Source organism: Gemmatimonadaceae bacterium (genome assembly GCA_037721215.1).
Lineage (GTDB): Bacteria > Gemmatimonadota > Gemmatimonadetes > Gemmatimonadales > Gemmatimonadaceae > UBA4720.
Genome location: JBBJNV010000026.1, coordinates 33,831 through 50,596, shown reverse-complemented (window position 1 = coordinate 50,596; position 16,766 = coordinate 33,831). Strand labels below are relative to the sequence as shown.

20 protein-coding genes are annotated in these 16,766 nt (G+C 61.9%); 15 read left to right on the top strand and 5 right to left on the bottom strand.

What is annotated here, in order from left to right; all coding sequences use genetic code 11:
- Positions 1-4: 4 nt before the first annotated feature.
- Positions 5-1,543 (bottom strand): ABC transporter substrate-binding protein, encoded by a 1,539-nt coding sequence (locus tag WKF55_13995; protein ID MEJ7760692.1) that lies wholly within the window; start codon positions 1,541-1,543, stop codon positions 5-7.
- A gap of 131 nt (positions 1,544-1,674) precedes the next feature.
- On the bottom strand, positions 1,675-1,944 hold the full coding sequence (gene hypC, locus WKF55_13990) for a HypC/HybG/HupF family hydrogenase formation chaperone (GenBank protein ID MEJ7760691.1): 270 nt from the start codon (positions 1,942-1,944) through the stop codon (positions 1,675-1,677).
- 312 nt (positions 1,945-2,256) lie between these two features.
- On the opposite strand from hypC, the gene WKF55_13985 reads away from it, so the two are divergent.
- The 15 genes from WKF55_13985 to WKF55_13915 are packed head-to-tail and all read left to right on the top strand — an operon-like array spanning position 2,257 to position 13,224.
- Positions 2,257-3,561, top strand: a complete 1,305-nt coding sequence (locus tag WKF55_13985) for a hypothetical protein (GenBank protein ID MEJ7760690.1) — start codon at positions 2,257-2,259, stop codon at positions 3,559-3,561.
- Positions 3,548-3,859, top strand: coding sequence for a hypothetical protein (locus tag WKF55_13980; protein MEJ7760689.1), 312 nt, complete (start codon positions 3,548-3,550; stop codon positions 3,857-3,859). Before WKF55_13985 ends, WKF55_13980 begins: the two co-directional genes overlap by 14 nt.
- Positions 3,852-4,184, top strand: a complete 333-nt coding sequence (locus tag WKF55_13975; GenBank protein MEJ7760688.1) for a hypothetical protein — start codon at positions 3,852-3,854, stop codon at positions 4,182-4,184. Before WKF55_13980 ends, WKF55_13975 begins: the two co-directional genes overlap by 8 nt.
- Positions 4,181-4,501: a hypothetical protein gene (locus WKF55_13970; GenBank protein ID MEJ7760687.1), complete on the top strand. Its 321-nt coding sequence runs from the start codon at positions 4,181-4,183 to the stop codon at positions 4,499-4,501. The genes WKF55_13975 and WKF55_13970 overlap by 4 nt, the downstream gene beginning before the upstream one ends.
- Positions 4,498-4,806, top strand: a complete 309-nt coding sequence (locus WKF55_13965; protein MEJ7760686.1) for a hypothetical protein — start codon at positions 4,498-4,500, stop codon at positions 4,804-4,806. The genes WKF55_13970 and WKF55_13965 overlap by 4 nt, the downstream gene beginning before the upstream one ends.
- A gap of 10 nt (positions 4,807-4,816) precedes the next feature.
- A complete protein-coding gene (locus tag WKF55_13960; GenBank protein ID MEJ7760685.1) occupies positions 4,817-5,080 on the top strand; it encodes a hypothetical protein in 264 nt (87 codons plus the stop codon).
- A 46-nt stretch (positions 5,081-5,126) separates the two neighbouring features.
- Positions 5,127-7,025, top strand: a complete 1,899-nt coding sequence (locus WKF55_13955) for a nickel-dependent hydrogenase large subunit (GenBank protein ID MEJ7760684.1) — start codon at positions 5,127-5,129, stop codon at positions 7,023-7,025.
- 11 nt (positions 7,026-7,036) lie between these two features.
- Positions 7,037-7,594 carry a hydrogenase maturation protease gene (locus tag WKF55_13950; protein MEJ7760683.1) on the top strand — a complete coding sequence of 186 codons (558 nt, stop codon included), beginning with the start codon at positions 7,037-7,039 and terminating at the stop codon, positions 7,592-7,594.
- Positions 7,591-8,487, top strand: a complete 897-nt coding sequence (locus WKF55_13945) for a Rieske 2Fe-2S domain-containing protein (protein MEJ7760682.1) — start codon at positions 7,591-7,593, stop codon at positions 8,485-8,487. Before WKF55_13950 ends, WKF55_13945 begins: the two co-directional genes overlap by 4 nt.
- Positions 8,487-9,002 (top strand): hydrogenase maturation protease, encoded by a 516-nt coding sequence (locus WKF55_13940; GenBank protein ID MEJ7760681.1) that lies wholly within the window; start codon positions 8,487-8,489, stop codon positions 9,000-9,002. The genes WKF55_13945 and WKF55_13940 overlap by 1 nt, the downstream gene beginning before the upstream one ends.
- Positions 8,995-9,378, top strand: coding sequence for a hypothetical protein (locus tag WKF55_13935; protein ID MEJ7760680.1), 384 nt, complete (start codon positions 8,995-8,997; stop codon positions 9,376-9,378). The genes WKF55_13940 and WKF55_13935 overlap by 8 nt, the downstream gene beginning before the upstream one ends.
- On the top strand, positions 9,378-9,713 hold the full coding sequence (locus WKF55_13930; protein ID MEJ7760679.1) for an AAA family ATPase: 336 nt from the start codon (positions 9,378-9,380) through the stop codon (positions 9,711-9,713). The genes WKF55_13935 and WKF55_13930 overlap by 1 nt, the downstream gene beginning before the upstream one ends.
- A 45-nt stretch (positions 9,714-9,758) precedes the next feature.
- Positions 9,759-10,163 carry a hypothetical protein gene (locus tag WKF55_13925; GenBank protein ID MEJ7760678.1) on the top strand — a complete coding sequence of 135 codons (405 nt, stop codon included), beginning with the start codon at positions 9,759-9,761 and terminating at the stop codon, positions 10,161-10,163.
- Positions 10,160-12,205, top strand: coding sequence for a PA domain-containing protein (locus WKF55_13920; protein ID MEJ7760677.1), 2,046 nt, complete (start codon positions 10,160-10,162; stop codon positions 12,203-12,205). Before WKF55_13925 ends, WKF55_13920 begins: the two co-directional genes overlap by 4 nt.
- A complete protein-coding gene (locus tag WKF55_13915) occupies positions 12,202-13,224 on the top strand; it encodes a hypothetical protein (GenBank protein ID MEJ7760676.1) in 1,023 nt (340 codons plus the stop codon). Before WKF55_13920 ends, WKF55_13915 begins: the two co-directional genes overlap by 4 nt.
- Before the next feature lie 54 nt (positions 13,225-13,278).
- Here the strand turns inward: WKF55_13915 and WKF55_13910 are convergent, their stop codons facing one another.
- From WKF55_13910 to WKF55_13900, 3 genes are read right to left on the bottom strand one after another with little or no spacing between them, the layout of a single operon-like run.
- The gene (locus tag WKF55_13910; GenBank protein MEJ7760675.1) at positions 13,279-14,130 is read right to left on the bottom strand and encodes an ABC transporter permease; all 852 of its coding nucleotides are present in this window, start codon (positions 14,128-14,130) and stop codon (positions 13,279-13,281) included.
- A gap of 4 nt (positions 14,131-14,134) precedes the next feature.
- Positions 14,135-15,106, bottom strand: coding sequence for an ABC transporter permease (locus tag WKF55_13905; GenBank protein ID MEJ7760674.1), 972 nt, complete (start codon positions 15,104-15,106; stop codon positions 14,135-14,137).
- Positions 15,097-16,689, bottom strand: a complete 1,593-nt coding sequence (locus WKF55_13900; GenBank protein ID MEJ7760673.1) for an ABC transporter substrate-binding protein — start codon at positions 16,687-16,689, stop codon at positions 15,097-15,099. Before WKF55_13900 ends, WKF55_13905 begins: the two co-directional genes overlap by 10 nt.
- Between the last annotated feature and the right edge of the window lie 77 nt (positions 16,690-16,766).

Sequence of the window (16,766 nt, the reverse complement as noted above, 5' to 3'; positions counted from 1 at the left end):
ACGCTCACCTCGCTAGCCAGACTGTGTTCCACCACTGATTGTTGCGCGATGGGTGAGGGTCAAACCCTCTCACCTTGTCCGTCATCGCGTAGATGCGATATATCCCCGCCAGGGGAATCGCCGCCACTTCATCGCTCACCAGCACCTGCATTGCCTCGGACGCGCGTCGCTGCGTGTCGTCGCGGGATTCGCTCGTGAGCGCGGCAGTAACCAGTGAATCGAAGCGCGGGCCGACCGGCATGAAACGGGCACTGGCGATGGGCGATCGGGAGTACCAGCGAAGTGACAGAAGAAACGCGGGGTTCGCGTCATTCTGGCTGGGGACTTCAATATCCAGATCGAACGTGCCTGAATTGATCCGCGCCGAGAACGCGCCCGGATCCAGATGCTCGATTCGCACTTCGGCGCCTACAGCAGCAAGCTGCGCCTGAATGAACTCTCCAACCACTCGATCGACGTTGCCGGGCTGCATGATCATGACCAGTGCGAGCCGCCGGCTGCCATTCATCCGCACGCGATCTCCCGATAATTTCCATCCGGCTGCGTCGAGCAGTCGTCGGGCTCCTGCCGGATCGTATGGGACCCCATTGATTGCCGCCGCGTGCCTGCCAAGTGCGGCTGGCGGGTTGACCGAGTTGACGAGGGCGGCGTATCCGCCGAGCACCCGATCGACCAGAACTTTCCTGTCGATGGCCATGGCCACTGCGCGACGGACTCGCTGATCAGCCATGATCGTGTACGGTGGTGCACCACGCGTCGAGATGTACATCAGAATCGTCGAACCCGGCGGTGCCGCAAGAATCTTCAGTCCAGGCGTTTCGCGAAGGCTGGCGATTGTCCCCCGGTTGACGTCAAAGATTGCATCAACTTCGCCGGCTCGGAGCGCCAGCGCCCGGGTGTTGTCGTCCTGGAAGAAGCGGAACGTGATCCGCTGCAGTTTCGCTTTCTCGCCCCAGTAGGAATCATTGCGAACGACCGTGAAGTGGCTCTGTGGCGAGTACTCCAGAAATCGGAAGGGACCGGTGCAGTTTGGTCGAGTGGTCGGATCGTTGCCCGTCGCGATTACGCTCCAGAGAGAATGCACGATCTGGTCTGCCAGACGCAGATTCGGAACGGATGGCCGCACATCCACCGTCGAGTCATCGATGACGCGAACGGATTGGTCGGACAGAAAGCTGTATTGCGTCTTTACACGCACAGCGTGGTCGAGCGTGAACTTCACATCATTTGCATCGAGTGGGCTGCCGTCGTGGAAAACCACTCCCTGGCGCAGGGTAAAACGGAAGGTATTATCGCCGCGGTACTCGACCTTCGTCGCGAGCCATGGCTTGGCCTGCAGGTCGTTAGTGAGCCTGAACAGCGGCTCACAGATGCCGGTATTGAGAGGATACATACCAAGCCGGGGCCTGTTGAGCTGAAGACCGAATTCATCTTCAAGGGCGCCGACCTTCAACTCCTGCAAATCCGCGGCGGCGTCGCTCGATTTCCCGGTCGATTGCTCGGCGGGCCCGCACGCGGACAGCATGGCGAGTGCGAGCAGCAAACCGGCCGTTGCCGCGCCATACTTATCGGCCAGCCATTCAATCCCACTGGCGATTCCGCGAGCGAGGCCCCGATGGAATGCACGCGCTATCTCCTGTGGCGAATGTCCTCCAAACTGCTCATTTACAGCCGCTAGCCAAATTGATAGCCTTCGAGCTCGCGGACCGCTTCACCCTCTTCACCGAGCATGGTCAGCAGGCTGATCTGCTCCTGCGCATGCTCGGGGCTGATCTTGCTCATGGCGAACCCGACGTGAATCAGAACCCAGTCCGACAGCGTGAGACCATCCTCGCGCAACAGGTCGATGTTCACCTTGCGACGAACGCCCGACACTTCGATGACCGCCAGATGCGGATGGCCGTCGACGAAGTCGACGATCTGTCCAGGAATCGCTAGACACACTTTTGCCTCCCTTCTGGAGTGGAAAACGGCCGCAGCCGAACAAGCCGCTGCGGGTTCGAGCGACTGGTCGTTTCACCGGTTCAGGCCAGTTCGTCCTTTCACCGTTGTCGACTAAGTGATATATACGCTGTATCGGAACGCGCAACCTGCATTGTGTGCGGGACGTGTGTGCGGCCGTCAACGGCATGTGAATTGAAGGTATTTGTTTTGTAACCCTTGTAAACAGCTAAACGGCGTCCGCGTCGGCTGCCCAACCGAGATCCGGGCGGCAGGCGGCGGCGTATACTTCCCGGATTGCGAAAGGAGCACGTCATGGCGACAGCGGTTGAACAGGATACAATCAAGACCACGCAGCCACCTATTCCGGCGACGCTCCCTCATCCCCGGCCCGAACGGTTGCCGCTCGGCCCAATCAAGACTGTGCACGTTTTCTGGATAGCCGGAATGAGCTGCGACGGATGCACCGTGGCCGTCGCCGGAGCCACGAACCCGGGCATCGAGGGGCTGCTGCTCGGCACGGTGCCCACGATGCCTCAGGTCCTGCTTCACCACACGGTGCTTTCGGTCGAGCACGGCGAGGCGTTCATCCAGCCGATGCTGGATGCGTGGGAAGGGAAGCTCGAGGATCCGTATGTCATCGTAGCTGAAGGCTCGATCGCGGACGAGCGCATCGCTGCGCGCACCGGGGGTTATTTCTCGGCGATGGGTAGCCAGGCAATTGAAGGAACCGATGGCCATGGACCGGTTCCCACGGCAACGTGGATCTCCCGTCTCGCTCCCGGCGCGGCTGCCACCATAGCGATCGGCACATGCGCCACGTGGGGAGGTATCCCCTCCGCGGTCGGGAATCCCACCGGCTCGATGAGCCTGATGGACTTTCTCGGTAAGGACTACAGAAGCGCTTTCGGCCTCCCGGTGATCAACATCCCGGGTTGCGCGCCACAGGGCGACAACTTCACCGAGACGGTTTTTGCCGTACTGCTTTTTCTGCAGGGCCTCGGACCGCTTCCTTCCTTTGACGAGCTTGGCCGTCCATCGTGGCTGTTCACCGAGAGTGTTCACCGCGGCTGCACGCGCGCCGGGTACTATGAGGAAGGAGTGTTCGCCAAGAACTATGGCGACCCCGAGTGCCTTATCGAGCTCGGATGCTGGGGGCCGGTGGTCAACTGCAACATCGTGAAGCGCGGCGCGTTGAACCACATGGGAGGGTGCATGGAGGCCGGCGGGGTCTGCATTGCCTGCACGATGCCGGGGTTCCCCGACAAGTTTTCGCCATTCTATAAGGAGCCCCCGGGCGGACTTATCTCGACGACGATGTCGCGTGGGGTGGGGGCGGTGATCCGGCGCGCGCGGCGGCTGAGCAACCGGCACGCGAACTCAGAAGTGCGCTGGGACAAGCTCAATGCAGTGCCGAGCGGGTGGGCAAACGTGAATACCGCCACTCCGTCACTCAAGCTTATGGAGTTCTTCTACAAGAAATGGCAGTTCTGGGGGGCGAAGGCGCCGGGCCGTCCCAGGGGTACCGAAGATAGATTCTGGGGCGGTGACCGACCGGGTTCGAAGAGCGATTATCTGGATGACAACTCCACGATAGAGGACACCCGTGACAGACACTGAGCTGTGGAGATCGTGGGGACTCTGGATGGCGCTGGCGGTGGTGGTGATTCTGATTGCCGCAGTGTTGCTGATAACAATCTGGCTCACCGCGCGCAGCATTCTTGCTCACGCGCGGCGGGCGCTGGCGGCGGCGGAGAAAATTCGCGAGAGCACGATGCCGATCTGGGCACTCGAGACGACTAACGAGGTGGCGGGTCAGCTTCTCGAAACAGTACAAAGCATAGAGGCAAAGGGCGGTGCGCTGGTGGCGGCCCTGGAGAGTCATGCGGGAGCGAGTGGAGGGCCTTCCCGTGTCTGAGATAACCCCGGAAACAGTTCAGACGATCTGGATGATAACGCTTGGCGTTTTCGTCGCGGTTCTCGTTGTCGTAGCGATCCTGCTCACGCTGATACTGCGCACCGCCCGCGACATCACCGGCGGAGTGTCCGCGATCTGGAACGTGGGGCAGCGCATCGCCAACAACACCATCCACATCGCGCTGCTCAAGCGAACCAATCTCGTCGCGGGGAAGATTCTCGGGTCGGCGGTCGGGGTGGTGAATGCCACGGCGGGCGTGCACTCGCATGCCGAGGAATGCTCGATGTGTCCCACGTGTGTGATTGGACCGGAGTGGCTCCGATGAATACGATGACGCTGCTTGCCCTGATCTCGCTTGTTGCGGCTGCCGCGCTTTTCATCGCGCTTGTTTTGTTTCTCAGCTCTATTACAACCGAGCTCGAAAAGATTGGCGGCAGCAAGAAGGCCGGTTACGGAAATCCTGCCAGCTTTCTATCGAAGATTCGGCTCGGTGTGCGAGCGATCGAGGTCCAGACGGGCGGTCTCGCTCCGGAAGTGATCAAGCTGAACGGGGGGCTCACGGCGGTCCGCGACGGCATGGGCGCGATCGACAGGAATCTGGGTGGAGTGATCACAGCGGTGTCGGCGCAGGGGGCGAAATGACGACATCCGCGGAGATGTTTCCTGACGCCGTGTTCGCCATCTGGTGGACGGGACTCATTCTTACACTCGGTCTGTTCGTTCCGCTGGCCGTTTATTATCTGCATCGCACATGGCGTGCGGCGAGGTCTATCCAGCACTTCGCGGCAGAAGCGTTGACGGCGGCGGGTGGTATCGCCGGAAATACGGCAAATATCGTCGCCCTGGATGCAACAATTGAAGTAGCCACACAGATTCTCGGAACCGCCGGGAACGTAGCGGGAAAACTCGACACCGTCGCCAACGTTCTCGAGCAGAGAGCCGGGTGAGGATACAATAATGCTGCTGACACTTACCCTGATTACTGTAGCGCTCGTCGTTATCGCGCTCGCGGGTTTTCTCATTGCGATTGCGTGGGCTCTGCTCTCCGCGAAAAAGAGCGTCGCCGCGATTGCCGACGGCCTCGAAGCCGTGGCCGGTCACACGGCGCCTCTGCCCGAGAAGCTGACGACGATCAACGGAGCCCTCGTTGCGCTGCTTGGCGGGTTGCGCGTCGCCGACGGGCATCTCGGCCGCGCGGCAACCGTTTTCAGGCTTACTTAGTCACGCGCCAACTGTGGTCAGGCTCACCTAACCAATCCGAACCGACATGTGCTTTAAAAATCTACCGGTAGAGTTCGACGCCAGCGGCAAGCCGTTCCTGCGGAATGGGGTGGGCGATCCATATGCTACGGCGACCGCGACGCCGCCAGAGGGACCGAGACAGCTGACCTCGGACAAGATCGAGGACCTGCTCAAGCGGAACGGCCACATAAAGAATGTGGATTTTGACCCAGTCACGCGCGTTGCCGGTGCGCTTGCGTTCCATACCGTCGCCGATTTCGAGAACCGGAAGATCATCGAGGCGCGTTCTGTCGCAACGCTTTTTCGCGGCTATGAAGTCATCATGATTGGCCGGGATCCGCGCGACGCCATCTACATAACGAGCCGGGCCTGCGGCGTTTGCGGCGGCGTCCACTCAACGTGTTCCGCGCTTGCCATCGAGATGGCGATCGGATGCTGCCCGCCCCCGCTTGGCGTTCTCATCCGCAACCTCGCGCTGGCGCTCGAGTTTCTGTACGACCATCCGCTTCACCTGCATCTTCTGGCGGGCCCGGATTATTCGCAGGTGATCGTCGAGCCCACCAACCCGTCACTCTACGCCCGCGCCACCACGACCGAGGCTCATCACACGGCGATCCATGGCTACAGGACGATTGCCGATCTGATGACTGATCTGAATCCGCTCACGGGTAAACTCTACCTCGAGGCGCTCCACATGACGCGCGTCGCGCGCGAGGCATATGTGCTGATCTGCGGCAAGTATCCGCATCCTCAGACCATCGTGCCGGGAGGCATGAGCTCGACGATCAACCTGACGGTGATGAACGAGATGTTCGTCCGCCTGTCGCAGTTCTTCGATTACTCCAAGAAGCTCGCGCTCATCTGGGATGACATCACGACCTTTTTTTATGAGGCCAATCCAGAGTACAAGAAAGTTGGCGCGCGCCGGGCGAACATGATCGACACTGGTATCTTCGATCATCCTGATGCGTATGACGCCACGTACGAAAACTGCAATGAGTGGGGGAACCGCCGGTGGGCGACTCCGGGTGCGATCGTCGATGGCAAGCTCGTCACCACCGATCTGAAGACGATCAACATCGGCCTCGAGGAATTCGTCGAGCATTCCTATTACGAGGACTGGACCGGCGAGGGACAGCAGCAGCATTTCCCGACTGATCCCAGCGGCAACCCCCTGTCGCCATACCATCCGTGGAACAAGGTCACGCGTCCGCGTCCGCAGGGACAAAACTGGAAGGAGAAGTACACCTGGGATACAACGCCACGGTGGGATCGGCAGGCAATGGAAGGTGGCGCGTACGCACGGCTCTGGAATTCCGCCGTCGCCCAGAAGATGCCCGACAGTCCCTTCATGGAATCCACCGGGCACTCGCTGAAGATGCGGATGCCGGCGGGAGCACTGCCAGAGACCGAGCTCGAGTGGCACGTGCCCGAGGTGTGGAACGCGTTTGAGCGGAATCGTGCGCGCGCCTACTGCATGGCGTTCACGACGCTCATTGCGTTCGAGCAATGGCGGGGTGCCATGGAAAGGCTCAAGGATGGTGACACGAAGACGAGCACGAAGTTCGAGATCCCCAAGCGCGGAACTCAGCAGGGGGTTGGATTCTGGGGAGCGGGCCGGGGTTATCTGACCCACCATCTGACGCTTGATCGCGGCGCAGTGTCCAACTACCAGATCGTCACGCCGTCGACCTGGAATGCATCGCCAACTGACCGCTGGGGACAGCCGGGTCCGTACGAAGAAGCGGTGCTGAACACGCCGTTGCTGGAGGAGTCCAATGATCCGGCGAAGTTCCGCGGGCTGGACGTGCTCCGTGCAATTCGCAGCTTCGATCCGTGCATGCCGTGCACGACCCACATTCAGTCGGAGGGCGGCCTCATTACGCGTGAAGTGAACACCTGCGCCTGCGGCCTCGACGACTGAGCTCGTAGGCGGTGCGGGTTCTGGTGGGGGGTGTCGCCTATCCCGATCTGTGTGATTACTCGATCGGGATCGAGGTTCAGGAGCGGCTGTCCGGGCGTGACGCTCCGGCGAATGTCGTAGTCGAGGATCTGAGCTACAACCCGATCGCGATTATTCAGCGGCTGCAGGACGAGCAACCTGAAACCCGCTTCGACCGGATCGTAGTCGTCTCTGCAGTCAAACGGGGAGATCGGCCGGCCGGCACTGTCCGCGCTTATCGATGGGACGGCAGACTGCCCGCTGACGAAGAGATTCAGCGCATGGTCACCGATGCCGTGACCGGAATAATCGCGCTCGAGAATACGCTAGTGATCGCGCGCTACTTCAAGGCGTTGCCGGACGATGTCGTCGTGGTGGAGGTGGAGCCGGAGACTCACGAGTTCGGCGCGGCCCTGAGCGGTGAAGTGGCAGCGGCGTTCGACGATATCTGCGATCTCGTATGGTCCCTCGCTACTGACGACGGGGCCTCCGCCCAATTACCTATGGGATCCCTTGTATTGACAGCCGTGCCGGCATTCAGATTCGGATGACGGGGACAGGCAGCGAGCCCGACGTCGTCCAGCCGCACGACGATCTTCTCGATTATATCGCGGATATTATCGCGGCGCTCGAGGGTCACGCTGACCCTGACGTGCGGGCGCAGGTGACGGCGCTGCTGGAAGGCATCGACGCTGTGCACAGAACAGCGCTCACGCACCTTTTCAGCGCGATCGTGGGAATGGGGGGGGAGCAGTTCATGGACCGCCTGACCGCGGACCCGGCGATACGGCTGCTCTTCATGTCGTACGATCTGCTGGCGGTGGATCGGCGAATCAACACCGAGGAAGCGCTCGATGCCGTGCGCGGCCACCTGCATTCTCACGGAGTCGACGTCGAGCTGCTGGATGTGGGGGGCAGCGAAGTCTTCGTGAAGCTGCACGGAGTAGAGAAGAGCGGGCTTTCCGTCGACGCGGTTCGACGCGATATCGAGTCGGCTCTCAGAGAGGGGCTGATCGGTTTTCAGATTCTCGTCATTGGCGAGCGGCAGCGTGCGCCGAAAGCCGCGGAGCTTGTGAAACTGGGCGGGCTGCGCCGAGCCAACCGGCCGGTTTACCACTCCGCGTTCCCCGCCACGGATCTCGAGCCCGGCGAAACGCGGGCAATCGAAGCCGGTGCTGAATCAATTCTGATCGCCAACGTTGGCGGCGAATACTATGCACTTGCGGCCAACTGCGGAGACAGTCCGCTGCCGCTGGCATACAGTTCGCTCGACGATGCGGTTCTCGTCTGCAGCTGGCATGGTTGCCGGTACGATGTGCGCTCCGGGGCGCGGGCAGATTCATCTGGCGGGGACAGAATCCGCGTTTATCCGGTGAGAGTCGAAGCGGGGAATGTCGAGGTCGCCGTGGGTGTCGAGCCAGTACCGCGAACCGGGACCTCCTGATGCCGCGGACTTTGATAGCTGGTTTCGGCAACACTCTCCGCGGTGACGATGGCTTTGGTGTCGAAGTAGTGCGCCGGCTCGGGGACGAAGGAGTTGCCGGGCCGGGTGTTGACCTGATGGAGGTCGGCACTGCCGGGATACGTCTAGCGCAGGACCTGCTCACGCCGTGCGACCTGCTGATTATTGCGGACGCGATGACGCGCGGCGGCGAGCCTGGCACGGTGTATGTGCTTGAAGTCGACGGTGTGGAGCAGGTCCAGCGGGTGGATATGCATGTCGCGATTCCGTCCCACGCTCTCTCGGTGGCGCAGGCGCTCAACGTACTGCCGCCGAGGGTGATTCTCGTGGGGTGTGAACCGATGCAAGTCGATGAGATGACCTGCGACCTTACCGGCGAGCTCACGCCTCCGGTGCGGGCCGCGGTTGACGTTGCCGTGCGCCGCATCCATCATCTGTTGGCGAGTGAGAAAGTTTTTTCGGCGACCGCGGAAGAGGAGATTGGAGTTCATGAGTGATGACGCGGGGCTGGAGATCGCGCGGCGCGATGAAATGCTCGAGCTGCTGTTCTGGTTCGAAGGCGAAGGCTTGCAGGCGAGCGCAAACCTGGTTGGCATGACGCGGTTTCTTGCGCATCCAGAGGCACTTGTGCGCGCGACGCTGACCGATCTGATGGAACGCAATTACGTGGTCGAGCTTGGCGGAAGCATCGCCGAGTACAGGTTGACCGAAGTCGGACGCCGCGAAGCATCGCGCCGGTTCAAGGATGAGTTTTCCGAGCTGCTGTCTCAGGGGCACGGCGAATGCAGCGATCCCGGCTGCGACTGTCACGACAACCCAGCGGGCGCGGCCGAATGTCACGCGGTCCGCGCTGCCGGAGGGCACAAACACTGATGCGAGTAGCGATTGCGGGAAAAGGCGGGACTGGAAAGACGACAATCTCGGGCACTCTTGCCCGGGTTCTCGCGCGGCAGGGGAGGCAGGTGCTGGCAATTGATGCCGATACTACGCCAAACCTCGCCGTCACGCTTGGTGTTCCTCCGGAAAAGGCGCAGGAGATGATGGACCTCCCGCGCAACATGATGGAGCGTCAGCAGCAGGAGGACGGTACTACAAAAACGGTTTTCACCGCGAATTCCGACGACATCATCTCCAATTACTCCGCGCCGGGGCCCGACGGCATCCGTCTGCTGGTGATGGGTAAGGTGAACCATGGCGGCGCTGGTTGACTGTGCAGCGCCCACGCCGCGGTCCGCGGCTTGATTGGTGAGCTGGTGAGAAAAGACGACGATGATCGGGATATCATCGTCGACATGGAAGCGGGACTCGAGCATCTGTCCCGGGGAACCGGAAGGAGCCTGTCGCGTTTTGTCGCCACGATCGAACCGTATTACCGATCGATGGAGGTCGCGAAACGGGTTGCGGCACTCGCGGCGGAACTCGGTATCGGCGAAGTGCTTGCGGTTGCCAACAAGGTGCGGGACGATGGTGACCGGAAAGCAATTGCCGAGTTCTGCAAGGCGCATTCGCTGAAGCTGGCTGGCGAGATCCCGTATGATCCATCGCTGCTGGAGGCCGAGCGCGCTGGTAAAACGCCAGTCGATTACAATCCGGACGCGCCGGCGGTCAAGGCAATCGAGCAGCTTGCCGCGACGCTTAGCGCACCGATACCTCCATGAGAACATCGCATTCTGGCCGAGTGAATCATGTGCGGCAATACGCGCACATCGCTTTCTCGATCATGCTGGCCTGTCCAATGATGCTCGGCGCTCAGACAATGCGCCTGGTGGGCCAGAGCAACCTCGGCGGCGGCGGACTTAACGGCGACATCGCGATAGTCGGCACAACTGGTATCGTCGGCGCGGGGTTGATGCCCGCCGCCGGAGTTCACGCGCATCTGTATAACCCTTATCCGTGCAAAGCTGTAACGATCAAGATCGTTGATCTTTCGCGGCCGCAAACACCGGTGGTGGTTGCGACCATACCGGTGCCGGCCGGTGTAGCTGCGCACGGTGTGGCTGCTGCTCGCGTTCGCACGGCGGCGTTCACTGGAGATCTCGCTGCTGTCGCGTTGCAGACCTGTGGTGCGGGTGGCAGCACAGTCGAGCGCGGCGTCGCGTATTACGATGTCACCACGCCAGCCGTACCCGTTTTTCTGGGCCGCTATCAGGCCGACGCCGACATCGTCCACGCGGACAGCATCCCGCCGTGTGGGCTGCCGCCGGCAAAGAGCTCCGCTCGTTGCGCATCGTCGCAGCATTCCGTTTCACTCGTTCAACGCGCGGACGGGCGCGTCTTCTCATTGTCGCTCGAGCCGGGAGCGTCGGCGGGCAAATTTGCGTCGGGAGACCTGCGCGTCGTTGATGTCACGAATCCCCGCTGGCCGGTGCAGGTTGGCGCTTTCCCCCCGCCAGGCATGCCGATTTTTTCCACCAATGGATGCCGTCCCTTCAGCGCCGGCCATGGAGCAGGGTTCTCGCATGACGGAACGCGGGGCATGCTTGCGTTCTATGACGGCGGACTCTTTGTCGTCGATTTGCCTCGTTCAGGCAAGCCCGCGAAGCTGGGGCAGTTCAAGTATCCCACCGACCGCCAGTTCGAAGGGAGCGCGGCATACGTTGCGGCAGCTCGCGTCAACGGCCGTGATCTGGCGCTGATTTCCGAGGCGGATTTCATTGCGCCAACCACGACACTGGTCGTAGAAGGACCGGCAGCCGTTGCGGGATCGAAGTTCGGATGCGAGGCGGTGTTCACGCTCTATGATCCTCAGAACAAGGCGCAACTTTACCGGCAGCCAGGCGGTGTGAGCGGCGAGCTCGCGTACATTGGCATGGGCTGTCCCGCTGGCGCTGCGGATATGCACGCCGACATGGGTGCCATGCAACACGGCGTGGCATCGGCGGCAAAGACGAAATCGATGTCCATGGATACCGGTTCGTATCTGTCGAACACGCGGGGCAGGATCGCTGTCGTTGACCGCGGCCGCCAACCCACCCAGCCAGCCCCGGCAAATACCGCCGGATGTTCCGTAGCCGACCGCGTGCGCCTTGCTCAGGCGGCGGGCGCACGCGCCGTGGTAATGCTTCAGACGAGCACAACGGCACCCGAGGCATTCTCACCTGACGGCGATCCCGACGGGATCGCGATTCCGGTGATGATGATCGACAAGAAAGACGGTGACGCGCTGCGCTCAGCGCTTTGTCCGTCGGTGGTGAAAGGACGTTGCGTTGCCGGCGCACGCGTGACAGCGACGATGCGGGATTCTCCCGGAGAATGGGGCGCGTTACGCGTGGTCGACGTTACGGATCCCGCGTCGCCGCGGGAGGTCGGCGTGCACCGAACCCCGCGCTCGCGCATTTTTCCGCCGAGCGACCTCAGTGTTTTCTCACCGCAGCGCGCTGCAGTGAGAGGGAACATCGCGGTGGTGCCGTGGAACTCGGATGGCGCGCGAGTGATCGATCTTTCATCGGGGGGCGTCCGCGAAGTTGGATCGTTCGTGCCGCCTGATGTGGCCGATCCGACGGGTGTACTGCCGGCCAAGGCGTACGTCGTCAGCGTTGCGATATTGCCTCAGCGAGGCGGGAACCGTAGAGCTGGCGCGCAGGAATACGTCGTGCTCAGCGACGTAAACTCCGGCCTGTACGTGCTCGAGGCACCGTGGGTTGTGACGCGGCCAGCCGCGCGGCGAGAGAACATCATCGCGCTTCGTAACACGAGGTGAGCGGACCCGTAGCGCTGATGCTCCTGCATGAGCGCTGGTTTACTGAGGAGTCCAGGTTTCCGGTTCAATACGACCTTGCGTTAACGCCAAGGACGTGGCTTCCGCTCGCCGTCGCCGTTGGCATCACGGCACTCGCGGTTGTAGTGTGGCGCGCGCGGGGCCGGCGGCCCCTGGTCCCAGGGCCTATCGAGCTCGGCATGAAATGGCAGAACTATCAGGACCTGCTTTCATGGATGCCGCTCGTGATCGGCGTTCATACCGCCGTAACGCTGCTCGTAAGCGGAATCGGTCTGCGGCTTTTCGTCCCCAACCTTGAGTTGCCCGCAAACTTTCTCGGTGCCATCCTGGGTCTGGCCGAGATTGCCATTGCGCTGAGCTTCATATATGGTGCGCTCACCCGGTTCGGCGCGGTTGCGCTCGCCGGAGTCTGGCTGGCCGGCGCAATTTTCTTCGGCCCGGTGCGCCTGCTCGAGCACTCGCTGTTCCTCGGCATAGCTTTTTTCCTTTTCGCCGCGGGCCGTGGTCCGCTGGCGTTCGACATGTCGCTTGAGCGGCTACACAAGCCGGTGGAGCGACTCATGCCTCACGCGGTCACGGTCCTCCGCGTTCTCACGGGGCTGAGCATCGTTGTGGTCGCATTCACAGAAAAGCTGTGGAACCCCGCGATGGGGCTCGCGTTTCTCGCCGAGCACCCGTTCAACTTTTTTCCCGCGTTAGGGTTGTCGGCGATTGGCGATCCGGAGTTCCTGTTCATTGCGGGGGTAGTGGAGCTGACGTTTGGGCTGCTGCTCATGTCCGGCGTTTTTGTTCGCCTGATTATTCTGGCGCTGTGGCTGCCGTTCAATCTCACGCTCCCCTTGCTCGGTTGGTCAGAGCTCGTCGGGCATCTCCCGATTTATGGTATCATGGGTCTGCTGCTCATCTGGGGAGAGGCGCGGCCCGAGGCGGACCAGGCCATGGTGGAAGGGGTTTCGGATCGTGCGGAGAACTCTGGAGGCGTGAAGAAAGAGCGACACTGATAACCGGTATTCTGCCCCCACATAGATATCGTCGAACCGCGGGCCGAAGGTGACTCAACGCCGTTGCGTCAATGCGGCCAACCCATCCGCGAAAAGATTGAAGCCGAGCACCGTCAGCGTAATTGCGAGCCCGGGAAAGAGCGGGAGCCACCACGCCACCCGAAGGTATCCCTGAGCCTGCCCGGCGAGGGACCCCCAGGTCAGCGTGTTCGGGTCACCAAGTCCAAGAAAGCCCAGACTGGCTTCGAGAAGCAATACCTGCCCCAGCATCAGGCCGACGAGCACGAGCACGCTGGGCAAAACCTGGGGCAGGAGTACCCTCCAGAAAATGCGGGTCCGCGTCGCTCCCAGTGCTTCGGCGGACAGGACGAACTCGAGGTTACGCGTGGCGAGAATCTCACCCCGGACGACGCGCGCCAGTGTCGGCCATGATGTCAGCCCCAGCGTCAGAACGACACGGTCGAGACCCGGTCCAAACAGTGCAATCATCACGGCGACGAGGATGAATCGAGGCATCACCTGAAACAATTCCGTAATGCGCATCAGCAGATCGTCAACCAGGCCCCCTCGGTAACCGGCAACAATGCCGACAGTGACGCCGCAGGCTGACGCGAGAAGTGCGACTGCAGCCGCGATTAACAGCGATGTCCTCGTCCCATAAAGCACGCCGCTGAACAGGTCGCGTCCGAGCGCGTCGGTTCCCATTGGGTGATCCACCGACGGCGGTGACAGTGACGGTCCGGTAAGGGCGAAAGGATCAGCAACCGCAAGCACCGGCGCGAGCAGTCCAGCGAGGAGCATCACGCTCAGCAGCGCAAATCCGAACGCGCCGGCACGCCTGCCTGCGGTGCCGCTCATGGCGGGACGCCAGCCAACGCGCGACGTGCGCCCGCGCTCAGACCTCATGCGATCAGCCGAGACGGATGCGGGGGTCGACGGCGGAATGGACCAGATCGGTGATGAGATTGGACAGCGTTACCGCAAAGGCAATCGCCATGAACAGCGCAAGCAGCAATGGTGTGTCCCGCGTCTGCAACGACGTGAGGAGCAACCGTCCCAGCCCGGGCCAGCCGAAAACGATTTCAGTGACGACCGCCCCGGCGATCAGCTGCCCAACTCGTGACCCGACAACGGTGATGACCGGCATCAGCGCACGGGGCATGGCATGGCGCACGACAACCATTGTTTCCTTAATGCCTTTCGACCGTGCAGTGCGGATGTGGTCCCGCGCCAGCTCGTCGATCAGACCGCTTCGCGTGAGGCGGACGAGGACCGCGAGCTCCTGCGACGCCAGGACGAACGCCGGAAGGATGAGGTGGCGCATGACGTCGAGGCCATACCGCCAGCCGGTTGCTCCGCTCCCCGCAGTCGCCATGCCCTGAACGGGCAGAACGCCGAGCCCGAGGGCAACGCCGAGAATCGCGAGCTGCCCCAGCCAGAATACCGGCGCAGAAAACAACGACAGCGTGACCGCGTTGATGCCGACGTCTCTGGCGCCATGCGGCCTTTGCGCACCAATCGCTCCGAGGGGTATCGCGACAACAATGGCCAGCAGCAACGCCGTCCCGGTGAGAAGCAGAGTTGCGGGCACCCGCTCCGCGATGAGCTCCAGCGTGCCGCGGCCATGCACGTACGACACACCAAGATCACCTGACGCAACGCGGGCGAAGTACGTGATCAGTTGCTCGGGCAGCGGCTTATCCAATCCAAAACGCGTCCGCATGAACGCATAGTACGCGGCGTCGCCGTTCTCCCCAGCGAGCGCCAGCACCGGATCGCCAGGAGCCAGATGGATCAGGAGGAACCCCGCCAGCACGATTCCGACCACTGTCGGTATTACCTGGAGCAGGCGACGAAGCACGAAGCCAGGATTCACATGCACCGTGCCGTCGCGGCGAAATGCGACGATGTAGAGAGTCCAGTGCAGCGCACGTTGTAGGCGTAGCTCGACAGAGTCTCGACGAGCCACACATATGGCTGATCGCGTACCGCGATTTCCTGAATCTCGCGATATGCGCGCCGGCGCTCGCTAACGTCCAGCGCGGATGCGGCGTAATCGAACAGGCTGTCCATCACCGGGTTACGGTAGGCAGCCAGATTGGAGAAGGGAACCGGCGCGATGTTCGTCGACACGTACTGGCGTCGCACGCCGATCTCCGGATCGGTTCCATTGCAGTACGCCACGATTGCCGTATCGAAGTCGCGCGCGGTAAAGATTTTCTGGCCGAATACGGCGGGTTCGAGAAGCTCGACCCGAAGATCGATGCCCAGTGCTCGAAGCTGTGCGCGGAGAAGATCGCCGTACGTTCCCTGGCTCGGCATCGCACTGAAGCCAATTACCAGCGACGTTCCGTCTTTCACCCCTTGCACCCCGCCGGCCGCACGGACGCCGTTGCCGGCGCGCCGCCAGCCGGCCGAATCGAGCAGTCGGGCTGCGCGCACAGTGTCGAACGCCGGCATCCTGAGTCCCGATGCATGCGCAAACGCGATCCTCGAGGAAACAGGCGCTTCCGCTACGCGGCCTTCGCCGAAGAGCACGCGGTCGAGAAACTGGCGACGGTCGAGCGCATGTGCGATGGCGCGCCGAACGCGAACGTCGCCGAATAACGGACGGTCGAGGTTGAAGCCCAGCGTCGTGACGCAGTTGCTTCCGCCGGAGACCCCAGACGTCTGAATCAGTTTGAAGCGCGGATCGCGACGGATGCGCGCCCGTTCGGGACCGGGCACCCCGAACAACCAGTCGACTTCGCCCGCTTCGAATGCGATAATCTGGGTGCCGGCGTCCGGCACGATTCGCATCACCACGTTCGCTAGTTTGGGCGCGCCACGAAAGTATTGCCGGTTGGCGGCGTAGCGAATTTCACTGCCCGATCGGTAGGACACAAATCGAAATGGACCTGTGCCGACGGGCGCCGTGTTTGCCGGATTCTGAAGCGGGTCTGTGCCGGCGAACACATGCTTCGGCATGATCGGCGCTTCTTCCACATCGAGCTGAAGCAACAACGGCGCATATGGACGACGAAACCGAAACTCGACCGTGTAGTTATCGGGGATATCGATGCGAAGTAACGCCGGCGCGACCGAGGCGCGCGTCCGCGCATGGAATTTTACGAGCAGCTCGTCGAAGGTGAACTTCACATCGGCCGCGGTAAACGGACGTCCGTCGTGCCATCGCACGTCCTTTCTCAGATGAAAGCGGTAGAGAGCGCCGCCATCCTCCACCTCCCAGCGCTCGGCCAGTTCCGGCACTGGCTTGAGGTTTTCATCGAGTGAAACGAGTCCGTTGTACAGAAGTCCGGCCGCGTTGTGCACGCTGCCGTTGGTCGTGATCGCCGTATTCAGATGTCCGGGATCGGTGCTGATCGCGGCAACGAGAGTGCCGTCATTCCGCTGTGATCGTTCGCTGGTACAGCCGTTCGAGCAGATCACCACGGGAGCGAACATCAGGGCGATGACACCCTTCACGGGTGCACCGCCGGGATGTCGTGCCTGTCTGATGTCGGAGGATCGTGCGGCGCATCGTCCAGGCGGATCGAGGCGGA